The sequence below is a fragment of the Stakelama saccharophila genome (genome assembly GCF_032229225.1).
Classification (GTDB): domain Bacteria; phylum Pseudomonadota; class Alphaproteobacteria; order Sphingomonadales; family Sphingomonadaceae; genus Sphingomonas; species Sphingomonas saccharophila.
The window spans coordinates 1,405,987-1,422,481 of the sequence record NZ_CP135076.1; the positions used below are offsets into that span (position 1 = coordinate 1,405,987).

Here is a 16,495-nt window from a genome sequence, read left to right on the forward strand (position 1 = left end):
GATACAAGGAAGGCGGGCGCGGGGAAGGCGGCGGTTGTCAGTATATGGCTGATCCGCCCGAAAAGCCCGGCAAAGCGTTCAAAGCTGATCGGACTTGCCCCTGGGTCGCAAATCGCTCCGGCGCGGGACGAAGCAAAAAGGGCCGCGGCGAAGCGCGGCCCTTTCCGTGCGATTATTTCGCGTCGTTCGCCGTGTCCGCGACGGTGTCGCCGGCCGACTGGACATCACGGCCCACACCTTCGACGGTGTTGCACGCGCTCACCAGGATCGCCGAGGCGACGAACGCAATTCCGATAATCTTACGCATGACATTCTCCGCTGTGCTGGAACGTGGGTTCCGGCATACGGAATGCGCGAACGCCGGTTTTCGTTCCGTGTCGACAACGGAATATGAACGGGGAAACGGTCGGCGCCGGCGCAAAAAATTTTGGACCCGAAAGCGCCACCGGGGGGGGGAGGGGGTCGACGCTTTCGGGCCCATGTCTTGGATAGCGAGAGCGGGGGGGCATATTGTCACTATCCACACCGCTCAACGCCTTCCAAAGCGGTACGGTTCCCGGCCGATGCAAAAAATTTCTAATTGGGGTCGCGCACTAAAATCAAGATTTCATAGGCACCTACGAGCGGATCGTGATGGAGCGTGCCGCGTAGCTGCCGCGCCAGCCCGGCAATGATGCGGCCATAGCGCGTATCGTTCAGATGATCGAAGCGCGGCCCCTCCGTCAGGGCCGGCGAACTGACCCGCAGGATCGCGCAGCCCGCGTCCGGCGCCGGTTTCAGCGAGATGCTCACCGTCGTATTCCGGTCGCACTTGATCGCCAGCTCGACCAGTTCGGTCAGCAGGAACGCCACCGCCACGGCGGTGTCCTGCGACACCAGGAAGGCATCGAGGTCGAGCGCGATGCCCACCTGCGCGGCGCTTTCCGGCGCGGTCGCCCGCAGGTTGGAGGCGAGTTCGCCGACGACGGAGCGCAGTTCGAGGCCGTGATGCTCCTCGATCTCGGCGTAATGGTGCCGATGCACCACCGCCAGCGCGTCGACGCGGCGCTGGATGGAGGCATAGGCCTCGGTCGCCTCGTCCCCCTTCGCGCTGCGCGCATGAAAGTTGATGAGGCTGGCGATGACCTGCAGGTTGTTCTTGACGCGGTGATGGACCTCGCGGGTCAGGCGCGTCTGCCGCACCAGCCCTTCGGCCAGATTGGCCTCATGGTCGCGAACGGTGCGGCTGATGTCGCGGAAGGTATCGCCCAGTTCGCGCAGCTCCTGCGCCGGCACCGCGCCGGGAAGCGGCGGGTCGATGATCTCGCCCGGCTTGAACGCGCCGACGCGCGCGCGCAGCCGCCGCAGCGGACGGATCAGCAGCCGGTCGACCACGAACCAGCCGATGCCCGCCGCCGCCGCCCACATCAGGAGCGGCAGCAGCATGGTGACGATCACCGGAGAGGTGATCGGCGCCGACCGCACCGACATGGCGAGGGAAAGATTGCCGACCCCCAGCGCGACATTGCGCCGCTCGCGCCGGTCCAGCGGCCCGCGTGACGGCAGGCTCTCCAACACCAGGGATTCGGCGCCGCGCTCCAGCGTGGCGGAATAAGGCGGCACGAAACCGCTCGGCCGCGCGACCCGCGACAGGAAGCCCGTGGGAAAGAAGGCGACGGCCCGCGCGCCGTGCCGGGTGCCGCCCACCGCGAGCAGGAGTCCGCGATCGCGCAGCAATGTCGAGCTGATTTCGTCGCCCGCCGACTGCCGGATCCGATCGGCGCGGATCGGCGTGCCGCACAGCAATGTGCCGCGCGCGTCATAGATGGCGAATTTCGTGCCCGCGGCGAATTGCTGGGCGAACACGCCCTGGACGCGGGCGCAGGCGGGCCGGTCGTTGGGATCGGCGTCCAGGGTGTTGAGCGCCACGCGCAGCGCCGTCATGTCGCCGATCAGCTCGTTGGACAGCGCGCGCGACCCCTCCGCCGCGGCCACGCGCAAGCGCGCCCGCGCCTCGACATCGGCGAGGCGCGTGGTCTGCAGAGAGGCGAAGAACACGATGACGGCCAGCGGCAGCAGCGCGCCGCTGAGAATCAGAAAGATCTTCGCCCCGGTCGGGATTCCGGCCAGTGAAGAAGCGATGCCTCGCCGCCCGGACCGAGGCCGTTCGTGCGCTGTCATCGCGGCCCGCTTTGTTATTTCAGCTTGTCGAGCAGGTCGAGCATCTCGTCAGGCACATCCTCCGACACCGCCTCGCGATAGACGTTGCGCAAGGCGGAACCGACGTCCTTCTTCTCCCGCTGGGCTTTTTCAGTCCTTCGCTCGACTGCGTCCTGCAGATCCTTGTTTCGATCGTCTTCCGACCGCACTATCTTCCCCCTCGGCGGCGATCTTCCCGTGGAAAACCGCAACGAATGAACATTTCGCACGCCTTATCGGCATAAACCGTGGCCGCCGACAACCGCGAAAACGGAGCGTGTTTGATGGGATGAAACCAAAGTCCGTCTCGTTTGTTCCATGGGTCGGTGCAAAATCGGGGAGGGCGCCTCTTCCGCCATGCGCCGGCCTTGAACGAATTGATGTGAACCCCGACAGTTACGGCGGTTCAACGGAGGAGACATATCCGCTCATGTCGCTAGGACAGCAGCTCGCACCCCATCTTCCCTTCCTGCGTCGCTACGCCCGCGCCCTCACCGGCAGCCAGGCCGAAGGCGACCGCTACGTCCGGGCCGCGCTGGAGGCGATCGTCGCCGCGCCGGAGGAATTTCCGAAATCGGTCGATCCCCGCCTGGGCCTGTACCGCATGTTCCAGGGCATCTGGTCGTCGACCCATCCCGAGGAATGGGCCGCGAGCGCCGATGACGGCGATCAGCCGGAAGCCATCGCGCGGGCGCGCCTCGCCCGCATCGCGCCGATGTCGCGCCAGGCGCTGCTGCTGACGGCGATGGAGGGCTTCACCACCGAAGACACCGCCTATCTGCTGGAAAGCAGCGAGGACGAGGTCGAGAAACTGATCGACGACGCGCTCGGCGAGATCGAACAGCAGACGCGCTCGCGCGTCCTCGTCATCGAGGACGAGCCGATCATCGCCATGGATCTGGAAACCATCGTGCGCGATCAGGGGCACGAGGTCACCGGCGTCGCCGTCACGCGCGACGAGGCCGTGGCGCTGGCGATGGAGGACCGGCCGGGCCTGGTGCTTGCCGACATCCAGCTTGCCGACGACAGCTCCGGTATCGACGCGGTGAAGGACATCCTGGCCGAATTCAACGTGCCCGTGATCTTCATCACCGCCTTTCCCGAGCGCCTGCTGACCGGCGAGCGTCCGGAACCGACCTTCCTGATCACGAAGCCGTTTCAGCGTTCCACGGTGAAGGCGGCGATCAGCCAGGCACTGTTCTTCGATCAGGAAACCGTACCGGCGGCCTGAACGGGATACGGATCCGAAGCAGGTACGGACCCAAAACGATTCTGGGGGGTTGATGGCCCATGGCCGAAGACAATCGTGAACAGCATGTCGATACGGACCGCGCGCGAGCCGGGTCGACTCCGCACATGACGCGCTACATCCTCGGGATATCGATGGTTCTCATCGTCATCGTGATGGCGCTGGTGCTCTACTTCTATTGAGCCTCTTGCAGGAACACTGGCAATCGGCCCACCGGCCGCCTATTTGCAATGGTGGCCGGTGATCCGCGCCCGACAACACAACAGAAACGAACAGGACGGAATGAAGGGATCCGAAAACCGGAGCGAGCAAGAGGCGGGCGCGGAGCAGGAGCATGTCGCTCTGCCCGATTCCGAGTTCAAGGAACAGCTCGCGCTTGTCATTCCGCACCTGCGCGCCTTCGGGCGGTCCCTGTCTGGCAACCGCGATGTCGCGGACGATCTGGTGCAGGAGACGCTGCTGAAGGCCTGGGCGGCGCGAAAGCGTTTTCAGGCGGGTACCAACATGCGCGCCTGGACCTTCATCATCCTGCGCAATCTCTATCTGTCGCAGATGCGCCGCGCCCGCTTCAAGGGCGAATGGGACGATCTCGTCGCCGACCGGCTGCTGGCCGCGCCGGCGAGCCAGGATCGCCATGTCGACCTGGCCGACATGCAGCGTGCGCTGCTGCATCTTCCCCAGCCGCAGCGCGAGGCGCTGATCCTGGTCGGGGCGGGCGGTTTCGCCTATGAGGAGGCGGCCGAAATCTGCGGTGTGGCGGTCGGCACGATCAAGAGCCGCGTCGCCCGCGGCCGCGTTGCGCTCGAAAACCTCCTGAACGACGGCAAACTGCCGCCGCGTTCCGATCACGAGCCGGGCGATACCGGCGCGCTCGATTCGATCATGGGCGAGGTGGACGATCTCAGCCGCGATCGGTGAGGCCGTGTCCGGCGGCGGTGCTGTCGCCTGGCGCGAAACCGGCGCGCCGCAGTCAGTTGAACCTGGTCTTGGCCTTGGAATCGATGCGGTTCAGGCAAGCGATCATGTCGTCGGGCAGCCCCTCCGCAGCCGCATAGATGTCGCGCAGCGCAGTGCCGACGGCATCGCTCGTGCGCGGGGCCGCCACCACGACAGGGCTTTTCGGGGCTTCCCGACGCGAATTGGGAGGCATGTTGCTCATGTCCGATGTAACGACCCAATGACGGATTTGTTGCCGTTCACAATGTATTTGCGACAGGCTGCGGCTGTCGGTGGTATCATCCGGCCATGATCGCGCCGGATCTGCAGGGCGCGATCGACCGGGCGGAAGCGCATTCGCCGTTTCTCAGTGGACTTTTGCGGCGGGAAAGCGCGCTGCTCGATCGTCTCGATTCGGCGCTCGACGACCCGCTGGCGGCGATCGCGGCCGGCCCGGACGCGCCAACCGCGACGCGGCTGCGCGTCGAGCGGCGGCGCCTGGCGCTGCTGACGGCGCTGGGGGATCTGTCGGGGCGCTATTCCTTCGAACGGACGACGCGGCTGCTGAGCGACTTTGCCGACGATGCGCTCGACCGTGCGATCCGCGCCGCGATCGCGGAGCGCACGCCCGATGCGGAGCCGGTCGGCATGACCGCGGTCGCGCTCGGCAAGCAGGGCAGCCGGGAACTCAATTATTCCTCCGACATCGACCCCATCCTGCTGTACGATCCGCAGCGATTGCCCACGCGGGAACGCGAAGCACCCGAAGACGCCGCCAACCGGATCGCGCGGCGGGTGCTCGAACTGCTCCAGACGCTCGACGGCGACGGCTATGTCCTGCGCGTCGATCTCCGGCTGCGGCCCCAGCCGGAGGCGACGCCGATCGCGCTGCCGGTCAATGCCGCCATCGCCCATTACGAATCGCAGGCGCTTCCGTGGGAGCGCACCGCCTTCATCCGCGCGCGGACGGCGGCGGGAGATCGCGCGCTCGGCGACTATTTCCTCGACGCGATCCAGGGTTTCATCTGGCGGCGATCGCTCGATTTCGGGGCGATCGGGGAAATCATGGCGATCACCAAACGCATCCGCGATCATTATGCGCAGGGCCAGGCATTCGGCCCCGGCTACGACCTGAAGCGCGGGCGCGGCGGCATTCGCGAGATCGAGTTCTTCGCGCAGGTGCATCAACTGATCCATGGCGGCCGCGACCCGGAATTGCGCGCGCCGGCGACGCTTGACGCGCTGGCGGCGCTGGGCACGGCGGGGTGGATCGGTGCCGATGCAGCATCGGCGCTGGCCGACGCCTATCGCCTGCTGCGCACCATCGAACACCGCGTGCAGATGCTCGACGACCGGCAGGAACATGCCCTGCCGCAGGATGCGGAACGCCTGGCCGATGTCGCGGGGCTTCACGGTTGCGGCGACGCCGACGCGCTGCTCGATCTACTGCGTCCCCATGTCGAGCGCGCGGGCCGCGAATATGACGCGCTGGACGAGGAAGAGGGCGGCGGCCTGCCGCGCGACGCGACGGGGCTGGAACATGCCTTGCGGGACAAGGGGTTCGCCGATTCGAAGGATGCCGTCCGCCTGATCGGGAAATGGCGCGCCGCGACCTATCCGGCCTTGCGTAGCAGCACGGCGCAGTCGGCGCTGGAGGGCGTGTTGCCCGCCCTGGTCGACGCCATGGCGCAGGCCGCCGATCCGCGCGCGGCGCTGTTGCGCTTCGATGCCGTGGTCGCCGGCCTGCCCAGCGCGATCAATTTCCTTCGCCTGCTGGAGGCGGAGCCGGCGCTGGCGAAGCTGCTCAGCACCATATTGTGTCATGCGCCGACGCTGGCCGCGATGCTGGGGCGGCGGGTGGAACTGCTCGACGGCCTGATCGACGCCAGCGCACTCGATCCGGTCGGCGATGTCGAGACGCTGATCGCCGCGATGGCGGTGCCGCCCGACCGCGACTATCAGGACGTGCTCGACCATGTCCGTCGCTTCACCAATGAACAGCGTTTCGCCCTGGGCGCCCAGATCGTTTCGGGCGCCAGCGACCCGCTATCGGTGTCGGCAGGCTATGCGCGGCTGGCCGAAGCCGCGATCGGCGTATTGGCGGATGCGAGCACGGCCGAATTCGCGCAACGGCACGGCCATGTTCCGGGCAGCGAATTGCTGATCCTGGCGCTGGGCCGGCTGGGCGGTGCGGCGCTGACCCATGCCAGCGATCTCGACCTCATCTACGTCTTCACCGGCGATCACCGGGCGGAATCGGACGGCGACAAGCCGCTCGGCGCCGTGACCTATTACAACCGCCTGGCGCAGCGCATCACCGCCGCTTTGTCCGTTCCGACGGCGGCGGGGCCGCTCTACGAGGTCGATACGCGGTTGCGGCCGTCGGGCGCGCAGGGGCCGCTCTCGGTGTCGCTCGACGGCTTCGCCGCCTATCAGCGTGACGAGGCATGGACCTGGGAGCATATGGCGCTGACCAGGGCGCGGCCGGTCTATGGCTCCGCCGCCGGGCGGCAGGCGCTGGGCGGTATCATTCAGGCGGTGCTGGACGGCGGTCGCACCCCGCGGGACATCGCCGGTGACGCCGTGCGTATGCGGCGGGACATGGCCTTGCACAAGCCGCCGCTCGGCCCGCTCGATGCCAAGCTGCTGGATGGCGGACTGGTCGACCTCGAATTCGCCGTTCATGTTCGGCAGTTGATCCACCGACAGGGATTCGATCCCCATCTGGGCCGCGCGATCGAGGCTCTCGTCGCGGCGGACCTGCTGCCGGCGGAGATGCTGCCGGCATATGATTTCCTCACCCGCTTGCTCGTGGTCCTGCGGCTGGTCGCGCCCGACGCGCAGCCGCCCGCTCCGGCGACCCGAGGGCTGGTGGCCGATGCCGTGGGGGCGGCCGATTGGGACGCGGTGCTTGAAACGTTCGAGCGGACCCGGCAACAGGTTCGCGCCTGCTGGCAGGCGGTCGAGAATATGCGGACGGAAGATGAAGGCGATGGCGATCGGCGAGGGTGATCCGCTTCCGGCGGTGACGCTGGAGGGTAGCGACGGTACGGCGGTGGACCTGCGCGATTATCGCGGCAAGCCGCTCGTCCTTTATTTCTATCCGCGCGACGATACCTCGGGCTGCACGCGCGAAGCGAGCGAGTTCAGCGCCGCGCTGGACCGGTTCGATCGCGCCGGCGTCCGGGTGCTCGGCGTGTCGAAGGACAGCGCCGAAAAGCACCGCAAGTTCGCCGCCAAGCACGATCTGACCGTGCCGCTCGCCACCGATGCCGACGGGTCGGTCTGCGATGCGTTCGGCGTGTGGGTGGAAAAGAACATGTACGGCCGGAAATCCATGGGGATCGAGCGGTCGACCTTCCTGTTCGACGCCGGCGGCGCGCTGGTGAAAAGCTGGCGCAAGGTACGCGTGCCGGGCCATGTCGACGCCGTTCTCGAAGCGGTGGAGGCATTGCCGGCGGCATGACGCTGGCGCGCGCGATCCGCGATGTCCTGACGACGGCCGACCCGCGACGGAAGGTGAAACTGGCGCGAAGCGCGGCGCGGCGGTGGCGCCGGGGCGACCTCGACCATGCCTTCGACGTCGCCATGCCCGACGCGCCGGGCCGTCCGCGGGAACCCGAACTGCTGCCGCCCAGCCGCATGCCCAGGCGGGGCAAAGGCGGGTCCGAGCGCGGCCGGATCGCCCTGCTTCATGCGCTGGCGCATATCGAGTTCACGGCGATCGACCTGGCCTTCGACATGGCGGGCCGCTTCGGCTGCGATTTTCCGCGCGGCTTTGTCGACGACTGGATGTCGGTGGGCGCGGACGAGGCGATGCACTTCGCGTTGCTCGACCGGCGGCTGCGGTCCCTCGGCAGCCGGTACGGCGCGCTGCCCGCGCATGCCGGCCTGTGGGAGGCGGCGGAAAGCACGGCGCACGATGCGCTCGCCCGGCTGGCGATCGTGCCGATGGTGCTGGAAGCGCGCGGCCTGGACGTGACGCCGGCCACCGTTGCGCGGGTCGAGGCGCAGGGCGACATCGCCACCGCGCGCATCCTCCAGCGCATCTATACCGACGAGATCCGCCATGTCGGACTGGGCACGAAATGGTTCGAATATCGCTGCGCCGAAGATCGAATCGATCCCGAAACGTCATGGCAAAAGCTGGTGAAACGGTATTTTCGGGGACAGATCAAAGCGCCACTGAACGATTCAGCGCGTGCGAGCGCCGGTTTAACCCGCTCTTATTACGACAGCCTTGTTCGCTAAGGATTTTCTGACCACTATGATGGGTGTCACGGCGCGGGTGGGGCTGCGATCGAGACAAACTTGAAGCAGGTGCCGATACGGCCAAGCTGCAACAAATACGGTCGCGGGGTACAATGAACATCAATTCGGGTCGCAAACAGAACGTATCGGTTGCCGATCGGTTCCGTCGAATTTTCAAGACACGCGATTTCATCTTCCACGACGGGCGAGATCTTCGTCGTTTTACCTTTTCCGGAACAAAGCAGGGCCTGATGGCCGCTGCCGCGGCAGTGACGATCGGCCTGTCGGGCTATGGCGCCGTCGCGATCACGGCGGATGCGGTCGCGTCCGCTTCCTCGCCGGACGGGCGGATCGCTTCCATGCAGCAGCAGATGACGGCGATGCAGGCGAAGATGGCGGCGGTGACTGAGGCCGCGCAGCAGCGCGCCGCCTTGGTGGAGAAGCGCCAGGCGCTGATCGCGGCGGTGCTCGCCGGGCGTGAGGATCCGGCGAAGTTCGACATCGCGACGAACCTGACCGGCACCGACCTGGCGCTCGCCGACCAGATCGCGCCCTTCGGCCGGATCGAGAAGCGCCAGGCCGACCTGGCCATGAAGGCGCGCAAGACCGCCGAGGCGCGCTATGCGGTCATGTCGAAGCATCTTCGCAGCCTGGGCCTGAACCCGAACCGGTTCGCCCCGGCGATGGGCGGCCCCTACGAACCGGTCGACGTCAACGAACAGATCGCGCAGCGCGGCGCCGACAAGCAGTTCCGCTCGCTGTTCGCGGCGTGGAAGAAGCTCGATTCGCTGGAGCAGGCGGTGATCTCCATTCCGTCGCTCAAACCCGTCGACCATGTCCGGTTCTCCAGCATGTTCGGAGTCCGCAGCGATCCGTTCAACGGCAGCTCGGCGATGCACACCGGGGTCGACATTCCGGGCCCGCGCGGCACGCCGGTCTATGCGACCGCCGACGGCATCATCGATCGCGCCGGCCGTGCCGGTGGCTATGGCAACATGATCGAGATCAATCATGGCCGGGGCATTCAGACCCGCTACGGCCATCTGTCGAAGATTCTGGTGAAGGATCACGAGCGGGTCCATCGCGGCCAGGAAATCGCGCTGATGGGTTCGACCGGCCGCTCCACCGGCAGCCATCTGCATTATGAGGTTCGCATCGACGGCCATGCCGTGAACCCGGTGCCCTATCTCGAAAAGGCCGCCTATCTGGCCGATGTGCAGGATTCGGCCGAGCCGGCGCCGACGAAGGTTGCGGCGATCGGCGGTCCCGCCGACTGATCACCGCTTCCCGAAAGGGGCGGACAAAGGGGCGCGCGTCGGTTGCCGATGGCGCCCCTTGCGCTTATCTGGACGGGTATGACGGATACACGCACAACCGACCTGTCGCTGACCCAGGCTGCCGCCGCGCGGGTTCGGACCATCGCCGAGCGGCAGGAAAAGCCGGCGATCCTTCGCCTGTCGGTGGAGGGCGGCGGTTGTTCCGGCTTTCAGTACCGGTTCGGCCTGGCCGATACGGTGGAGGCGGAGGATATCGTCGCGGAAACGGACGGCGTGCGCCTCGTCGTCGATCCGGTCAGTCTGGATCTCGTGCGTGGTTGTTCGGTTGATTTCGTCGAATCGCTGGGCGGCACGGCCTTCCGCGTCGAAAATCCCAACGCCGCCGCCGGGTGCGGCTGCGGTTCCAGCTTCGCCGTCTGAGGCCGCGCGCGCCGGTGAAGGTCGTCAGCTACAATGTCAACGGCATCAAGGCGCGCCTCCCGCGCCTGCTGGAATATCTGGGCGAACAGAGCCCCGACATCGTCTGCCTGCAGGAACTGAAAAGCTCGGACGAGACCTTTCCCGAAGCGGCGATCCGCGATGCCGGCTATGGTGCGGTCTGGCACGGCCAGAAGGGGTTCAACGGCGTTGCCGTCCTGGCGCGCGACCGTGATCCCGTGGAGCGCAAGCGCGGGCTCGACGGCGATCCCGACGACACGCACAGCCGCTATCTGGAGGCGGAGGTCGACGGGCTGGTCGTGGCGTCGATCTACCTGCCGAACGGCAATCCCGTTCCCGGCCCGAAATTCGAATACAAGCTCGCCTGGTTCGACCGGTTGATCGATCGTGCGGCCGCGCTCTTCGCCGAGGAACGTCCCGTCATCCTCGCCGGCGACTATAACGTCATTCCGCATGACGACGACGTCTTCTCGCCCCCCGCCATGGCGAACGACGCCTTGATGCAACCGGAATCGCGACGCGCCTATCGCCGGCTGCTGGCCGGGGGCTGGACCGACAGCCTGCGTACCCGCTTTCCTGCGGGCGGCGTCTGGACGTTCTGGGACTATCAGGCCGGCGCCTGGCGGCGCGATGCGGGCTTTCGCATCGACCACCTGCTGCTCAGCCCGATCGCCGCCGACCGGTTCGAGGATGCCGGCGTCGACCGCGACTATCGCGGCCGGGAAAAAGCGAGCGACCACGCGCCCACCTGGGTGCGGATCCGCAATCCGGCGTAATTCGCCAAGTCTTGGCGTAATGGAACGGGCGGGAAGACCCGTTACCCAGGAATATCACGCTATTTCAACCTCCTGAGTGTCTGGCATACCTAATGCACCAATACAGTGCCGGCGCCGTTGCCGGCACGGTATGGGAGGATTCGATGCAACGCATGATATTGGCAATTGCTGCCGCGACCCTGTGTGCGGGCGCTGCCCACGCGGCCGATCGCGACGATGCCGCCAAGGCAAGTTCGGCAGCAGCAACGAAGGCGCAGCAGCACGAGACCGTTTCCAGGGACACCAGGGTTTGTGTCAGGATCGAACCCGTGACGGGATCGCGCCTGCGGCGCACGATCTGCCGCAAATATGGCGAGTGGCTGAAGCGGGGCATCGACCCGCTGGCCGATGAATGAACGCGCGGGGAGGGGGCGCTTTCGTCCCCTCCCGACGGCGTCACAGGCGCTTTTCGTAAATCTGATAGATGCGGTTCACACGGCTGTCGATCGTCTCCGCGATCGCGATCATCCCCTGGTTGTCGTCCAGAATCCAGCCGATTTCGCCGCGCCGCGCGCCATATCTGTCGACCGACGCCCGGCGGATATATTCGATCATCATGAAGGCGAGCTGGCTCGCCATGCGCGAGGATTGCAGGCGCTTCACCACGCCCATCAGCGGCACCCGCATGGTGCGCACCCTGGGCCGGCGTAGCCACAATAGCAGCTTTGCCCAGCCGAAGGGGAAAAGCGAGCCTTTGAGCGGGGCAATGGCCTCGTTCAGATCGGGCAGCGTGATCATGAAGGCGACGGGTTCGCCGTCGAGTTCGGCGATGCGGATCAGATCCTCGAACACGATGGGCTTCAGCTTCTTGCCGACATCGTCGATTTCGGGCTGGGTGAGGGGGACGAAGCCCCAGTTGTCCGACCAGGCGTCGTTCAGGATGGCGAGGATGATCGCCGCTTCCCGGTCGAATTTCGACTTGTCGACCTTACGGATGACGATGCGGCTGTTGCGTTCGCCGGCGGCGACGATCCGCTTCACCAGCGGCGGAAATTCCTGTGTGATGTCGAGTTCATAGGTCAATAGCTGCTTGACCGCGCCGTATCCCGCCGCCTCGATCCAGCCCTGATATTCGGGGCGGTGATGCCCCATCATTACCGTGGGGGCATGGTCGTGCCCCTTGATCAGCAGGCCCGGCTCCTCCCAGATCGACAGGCTGATCGGGCCGATCGCGCGGTCCATGCCGTGCTCGCGCAGCCAGCCTTCCGCCGCCGCGATCAGTGCCGCCGCGCTTTCCTGGTCCTCGGCCTCCAACATGCCCCAGAAGCCGGCGCCGGGGCCGAAGCCCTGCTCCGCCGGCATGGTGAGCGCCAGCGTATCGATATGCGCCGAAATCCGCCCCGTCTGCCGGCCGTCGCGCTGGGCGAGGAACAACTGCGCCTCGGCATGGCTGAACCAGCCGTTCTTCTTGGGATCGATGGTCCCGGCCACCTCGCCTCGCAGCGGCGGCACCCAGTTCGGGTCATTTCGATTCACGCGATAAGCGAGATCGATAAAAGCCTTGCGGTCCGCGTTGGTTTCGACGGGCCGGATGATTAGATTCTGTGCCAAGAAACGCCTCGAATTTTGTACGGAGCAGTCCCGCCTTCGCGCGGCGCTGTCAACCGGCGAGCGGGGCTGAGCCGAACGGGAACCCTCAAAATGCCTCCATATCGCCACTATCTAGGGGCAGATATGCAATCCATGGAAAGCTCTCTTCGCCTTGATGGCGGCGCCACCGCGGGCGTGCGGGACGGTCATCCCCGCACGGCATCGCCCCGCGCTGCCGACGACAAGCAGATGTTGCGTACCGCGGCCGAGCTGACGCGCGACATCAATGCGGTGCGCCCCGGCATCTATTGGACGGACCTGATCGCGTCGGTCGCGATCGGCTATGGCGCGCTCTATCTGGCGGCGACGCTTGCCGCTGTCGGCTGGGCGGTCGTCGCGGGCGTCGTCGCGGTGCTGGCGCTGTACCGCGCGCTCAGCTTCATCCACGAACTGACGCATGTGAAGCATGCCACGCTGCCCGGTTTTCGCCTCGGCTGGAACCTGCTCGTCGGCATTCCGATGCTGACACCGTCCTTCCTGTATGAAGGCGTGCATAACCTGCACCATGCAAAGACGCGCTACGGCACGGTCGAGGATCCCGAATATCTGCCGCTGGCGCTGATGAACCCCTGGACGCTGCCGACCTTCGTCCTGGTCGCCGCGCTGGCGCCCGTGGGGCTGCTGATCCGCTTCGCGATCCTGTCGCCGCTCTCGCTGGTGATTCCGTCGCTGCGCCGGGTCGTGGTCGAGCGCTATTCGTCGCTGTCGATCAATCCTTCCTTTCGCCGGCGGATGCCCGGCGGGGCGTTCGCCGCGCAGTGGGTGCGCATCGAGGCGGCGGCAAGCCTGTGGGCGATCACGCTGCTGGTTCTGGTGGCTACCGGCAACCTGCCGCTTTCCGCCTTCGCCGTGATGCTCGCCGTGTCGTCCGGCGTCGCGGTGATCAACCAGGTGCGTACCCTCGTCGCCCATCTGTGGGAGAATGAGGGGGAGGCGATGAGCGTCACGGCGCAATATCTCGATTCGGTGAACGTGCCGCCGCCGGCCGTGCTGCCGATGCTGTGGGCGCCGGTGGGCCTGCGCTATCATGCGCTCCACCATCTCCTGCCCAGCCTGCCTTACCATTCGCTCGGTGAGGCGCACCGCCGCCTTGGGGCCGCGCTGGACGAGCAGTCGCCCTATCACAAATCGAGCCATACCGGTCTGCCGGCACTCACCCGGCGGCTGGTGATGAGCACCCTGCGCGGTCGCTGATCCGCGTCGGCGGCGGCCCCGGCCCCGGCCCCGGCCCCGGCGACGAACGGTGGCACGCCGTCGGCTTTTGAACTTTCCTACAGGTGGTGCGCCGTGGCACGTTCCCGGCGCTGATTGAAAAGTTGGAATGAATTCCCTCGCGCGCGCCTACGCACGCACGCGCACGCGTTGAGGTGCGACTCTGTCCGACCTTTGGCGGATTTCCGCAGGGGGCAGGTGACAGCCGGAGCCGCGCCGCGGCTATTCCTCGGTGCGGAACAGCACCGCCTCGCCGATCAGCAGGAACAGCAGAAACGGCGCCCAGGCCGCCAGGAACGGCGGATATGCGCCCAGATTGCCCATCGCCAGGGCGAAATTGTCCGCGACGAAATAGGCGAAGCCCAGGGCCATGCCGATCACGGCGCGAATGAACAGTTTGCCCGACCGGGCGATGCCGAACGCCGCCACCGCGCCCAGCAGCGGCATCAGCACCGACGACAGCGGCCCCGAAAGCTTGTGCCAGAGGCTGCCCTTCAGCGCTTCGCCCGGACGGCCGGCCGCCTCCAGGTCATTGATCGCGCCGTTCAACTCGGCAAAGGTCAGGCCTTCCGCGTTCACGTTGGCGAGTGTGAACTGCTCCAGCGTCACGCCGTCGCCGAATCGGACCGGGCCGATGTTCCGGGTCTCGCCGGTCGCGGCGTCGAACCGCTTGGCGTCGAGCAGGATCCAGCCGTGGCTGGCGCGCAGGGCTCGCGGCCCGGACAGGATCGCCTCCAGCTTGCCTTCTTCGCGGTCATAGATTTCGACGCCCGACAGCCGCGGCGTGCCGCCGCCGATGGCGTCGGCGATCTGGCGCACATGGATCAGGTCGCCATTATCGCGGACCCAGACATTGGAGCGGTCGCCGCGGTCGATGGGCAGGGGGCCGTATTCCACGTCCTGCCACTGGTCTAGCGTGGCGGTGGCGCGCGCGACGACGCGTTCGTTGAAAGTGAAGGAAACGATCGCCACCCCCAGGCTGGCGATCAGCAACGGCGCCAGCACCTGATGGGCGGACAATCCCGCCGACTTCATCGCGATCACTTCGCTGTTCTGGTTCAGCGTCGACAGCGTGATGATGGTGCCGAGCAGGACCGAGAAGGGCAGGAATTGCGCGATGATCTGCGGCGTGCGCAGGCCGATATAGCGCCAAATCTCGCTCTGGCCATTGCCCGCCACGGCCAGAATGTCGCCGGTTTCGCTCAACAGGTCGAGCGTCTGGAGGATCATGACCAGTCCGGCGAGTATCGCCAGCGTGCGCACCAGGAACAACCGCACCATGTAGAGGGAGATGGTGCGAGAGGGGAAGAAATCGGCCTGGCTCATGCCGCGCGCCTCCGACCCGGCAGGCGTCGGGCGATCGCCCGGCCGAGTTTCGATGCGCCGCGTTCCAGCGATCCGATCGGCTGCCCGCCCGGCACATGGGCGATCACATAATACATGCGCAGGATGATCGCGGCGAAGACGAGGAACGGCCCCCACAGGGCGATGACCGGATCGACCCGGCCCAGGCCGCCGATCGCTTCGCCATATTCATTGACCTTGTGATAGGTGATCACCATCACCAGCGCCAGAAAGACGCCGAGCGCCGATGTCGATCGCTTGGGCGGCACGCCGAGCGCGAGCGCCAGGAACGGCAGCAGCAGGATAGTGGCCGCCTCCACGACGCGGAAATGGAAATTGGCGCGGCTCTTCAGCCGGGTTTCCTCGGGTCGTTCGGGATTGTGGCCGACCCGGACGAGTTCGGGCAGCGTCAGTTCGCGATTGCTGTCGCCGCGATTGCGGAAGTTCTTCAGCGTGGGCAGCGGAATGGTCAGATCGTGCGAGGTGAAGGTCAGCACCCGCGGGCTGGCGAAACCCGGCGCGTAATGGATCAGCGTGCCGTTGGTGAGGCGGAAGATGATCGTGTTCGGATCGTCCGTGGCAAGGAACTTGCCCCGCTGCGCGTTCACCGCGATCCAGTTGCCGTCCTCGGGCGTGGTATAGACGAAGATGCCCTCGAGATCGCTGCCATTGTCGTGGCTTTCGTCGATGCGCAGGGTCATGGCGTCGCCGAAATGGGTGAATTCGCCGATCTTGATCGACGCGCCCAGCGCGCCGGAGCGCAGCTCGAACTGCAGCCCTTCGTAATTATACCGCGCCCAGGGCTGGACGAAGCCGACAATGGCGAGGTTGAGCGCGGCGAGCGCGAAGGCGTACATGAACGGCACGCGCAGCAGGCGGCCATAGCCCATGCCGACGGCCCGCATGACGTCCAGTTCGGACGTGGTGGCCAGCCGCCGAAAGGCGAGCAGCACGCCCAGCAGAAGGCCGATGGGGATGCCGAGGCCGAGATATTCGGGCAGCAGGTTGGCGAGCATGCGCCAGACGACGCTGACCGGCCCGCCTTCCTCCGCGACGAAGTCGAACAGGCGGAGCATGCGTTCCAGCACCAGGAGCATCGCCGCGATGATCAGGGTGGAGATCAACGGGACCGCGATCTGCCGGGCCATGTAGCGGTCGATCGACTTCATGCGGGAATGCGGCCTCTTCGCGGGCGGGCGGTGCGG

At 66.4% G+C, this 16,495-nt stretch carries 18 protein-coding genes; 11 read left to right on the forward strand and 7 right to left on the reverse strand.

Annotation, left to right across the window (positions count from 1 at the left end; all coding sequences use genetic code 11):
• Window positions 1-172 precede the first annotated feature (172 nt).
• The 3 genes from RPR59_RS06600 to RPR59_RS06610 form a co-directional block, all read right to left on the reverse strand.
• Window positions 173-307 carry an entericidin A/B family lipoprotein gene (locus tag RPR59_RS06600; RefSeq protein ID WP_313917917.1) on the reverse strand — a complete coding sequence of 45 codons (135 nt, stop codon included), beginning with the start codon at window positions 305-307 and terminating at the stop codon, window positions 173-175.
• Window positions 308-576: 269 nt separating this feature from the next.
• On the reverse strand, window positions 577-2,160 hold the full coding sequence (locus tag RPR59_RS06605; protein ID WP_313917918.1) for a sensor histidine kinase: 1,584 nt from the start codon (window positions 2,158-2,160) through the stop codon (window positions 577-579).
• A 14-nt stretch (window positions 2,161-2,174) separates the two neighbouring features.
• Entirely contained in the window at window positions 2,175-2,348 is a 174-nt protein-coding gene (locus RPR59_RS06610) for a NepR family anti-sigma factor (RefSeq protein ID WP_313917920.1), read from the reverse strand.
• A gap of 260 nt (window positions 2,349-2,608) precedes the next feature.
• Here RPR59_RS06610 and RPR59_RS06615 point away from each other — a divergent pair, with 260 nt between their 5' ends.
• From RPR59_RS06615 to RPR59_RS06625, 3 genes are all read left to right on the forward strand, one after another.
• Window positions 2,609-3,409 (forward strand): response regulator, encoded by an 801-nt coding sequence (locus RPR59_RS06615; protein ID WP_313917922.1) that lies wholly within the window; start codon window positions 2,609-2,611, stop codon window positions 3,407-3,409.
• A 59-nt stretch (window positions 3,410-3,468) separates the two neighbouring features.
• On the forward strand, window positions 3,469-3,609 hold the full coding sequence (locus RPR59_RS06620; RefSeq protein WP_313917924.1) for a hypothetical protein: 141 nt from the start codon (window positions 3,469-3,471) through the stop codon (window positions 3,607-3,609).
• Window positions 3,610-3,709: 100 nt separating this feature from the next.
• The gene (locus RPR59_RS06625; RefSeq protein ID WP_313917926.1) at window positions 3,710-4,345 is read left to right on the forward strand and encodes a sigma-70 family RNA polymerase sigma factor; all 636 of its coding nucleotides are present in this window, start codon (window positions 3,710-3,712) and stop codon (window positions 4,343-4,345) included.
• A 52-nt stretch (window positions 4,346-4,397) separates the two neighbouring features.
• Here RPR59_RS06625 and RPR59_RS06630 read toward each other — a convergent pair whose 3' ends face one another.
• A complete protein-coding gene (locus tag RPR59_RS06630) occupies window positions 4,398-4,532 on the reverse strand; it encodes a hypothetical protein (RefSeq protein ID WP_313917929.1) in 135 nt (44 codons plus the stop codon).
• Between the two features lie 140 nt (window positions 4,533-4,672).
• Between RPR59_RS06630 and RPR59_RS06635 the strand changes: the two genes are divergently transcribed.
• The 7 genes from RPR59_RS06635 (at window position 4,673) to RPR59_RS06665 (ending at window position 11,500) form a co-directional block, all read left to right on the forward strand.
• Window positions 4,673-7,375, forward strand: coding sequence for a bifunctional [glutamine synthetase] adenylyltransferase/[glutamine synthetase]-adenylyl-L-tyrosine phosphorylase (locus tag RPR59_RS06635; protein WP_313917931.1), 2,703 nt, complete (start codon window positions 4,673-4,675; stop codon window positions 7,373-7,375).
• Window positions 7,356-7,829 carry a peroxiredoxin gene (locus tag RPR59_RS06640; protein ID WP_313917933.1) on the forward strand — a complete coding sequence of 158 codons (474 nt, stop codon included), beginning with the start codon at window positions 7,356-7,358 and terminating at the stop codon, window positions 7,827-7,829. The genes RPR59_RS06635 and RPR59_RS06640 overlap by 20 nt, the downstream gene beginning before the upstream one ends.
• A complete protein-coding gene (locus RPR59_RS06645) occupies window positions 7,826-8,614 on the forward strand; it encodes a ferritin-like domain-containing protein (protein ID WP_313917935.1) in 789 nt (262 codons plus the stop codon). Before RPR59_RS06640 ends, RPR59_RS06645 begins: the two co-directional genes overlap by 4 nt.
• Window positions 8,615-8,865: 251 nt before the next feature.
• Complete coding sequence (locus RPR59_RS06650; RefSeq protein ID WP_313917937.1) at window positions 8,866-9,891, forward strand: peptidoglycan DD-metalloendopeptidase family protein; 1,026 nt, start codon at window positions 8,866-8,868, stop codon at window positions 9,889-9,891.
• 78 nt (window positions 9,892-9,969) lie between these two features.
• Window positions 9,970-10,311, forward strand: a complete 342-nt coding sequence (gene erpA, locus RPR59_RS06655; protein WP_313917939.1) for an iron-sulfur cluster insertion protein ErpA — start codon at window positions 9,970-9,972, stop codon at window positions 10,309-10,311.
• A 14-nt stretch (window positions 10,312-10,325) separates the two neighbouring features.
• On the forward strand, window positions 10,326-11,105 hold the full coding sequence (xth, locus tag RPR59_RS06660) for an exodeoxyribonuclease III (protein ID WP_313917941.1): 780 nt from the start codon (window positions 10,326-10,328) through the stop codon (window positions 11,103-11,105).
• A gap of 92 nt (window positions 11,106-11,197) precedes the next feature.
• Complete coding sequence (locus tag RPR59_RS06665) at window positions 11,198-11,500, forward strand: hypothetical protein (RefSeq protein WP_313917943.1); 303 nt, start codon at window positions 11,198-11,200, stop codon at window positions 11,498-11,500.
• Window positions 11,501-11,540: 40 nt separating this feature from the next.
• Here RPR59_RS06665 and RPR59_RS06670 read toward each other — a convergent pair whose 3' ends face one another.
• Window positions 11,541-12,695, reverse strand: coding sequence for an N-acetyltransferase (locus tag RPR59_RS06670; protein WP_313917945.1), 1,155 nt, complete (start codon window positions 12,693-12,695; stop codon window positions 11,541-11,543).
• Window positions 12,696-12,827: 132 nt separating this feature from the next.
• Between RPR59_RS06670 and RPR59_RS06675 the strand changes: the two genes are divergently transcribed.
• Complete coding sequence (locus tag RPR59_RS06675) at window positions 12,828-13,928, forward strand: fatty acid desaturase family protein (protein WP_313917946.1); 1,101 nt, start codon at window positions 12,828-12,830, stop codon at window positions 13,926-13,928.
• A 240-nt stretch (window positions 13,929-14,168) separates the two neighbouring features.
• Here the strand turns inward: RPR59_RS06675 and lptG are convergent, their stop codons facing one another.
• Window positions 14,169-15,272 carry an LPS export ABC transporter permease LptG gene (lptG, locus tag RPR59_RS06680; RefSeq protein ID WP_313917948.1) on the reverse strand — a complete coding sequence of 368 codons (1,104 nt, stop codon included), beginning with the start codon at window positions 15,270-15,272 and terminating at the stop codon, window positions 14,169-14,171.
• Window positions 15,269-16,459, reverse strand: coding sequence for an LPS export ABC transporter permease LptF (gene lptF, locus RPR59_RS06685; RefSeq protein WP_313917950.1), 1,191 nt, complete (start codon window positions 16,457-16,459; stop codon window positions 15,269-15,271). Before lptF ends, lptG begins: the two co-directional genes overlap by 4 nt.
• Between the last annotated feature and the right edge of the window lie 36 nt (window positions 16,460-16,495).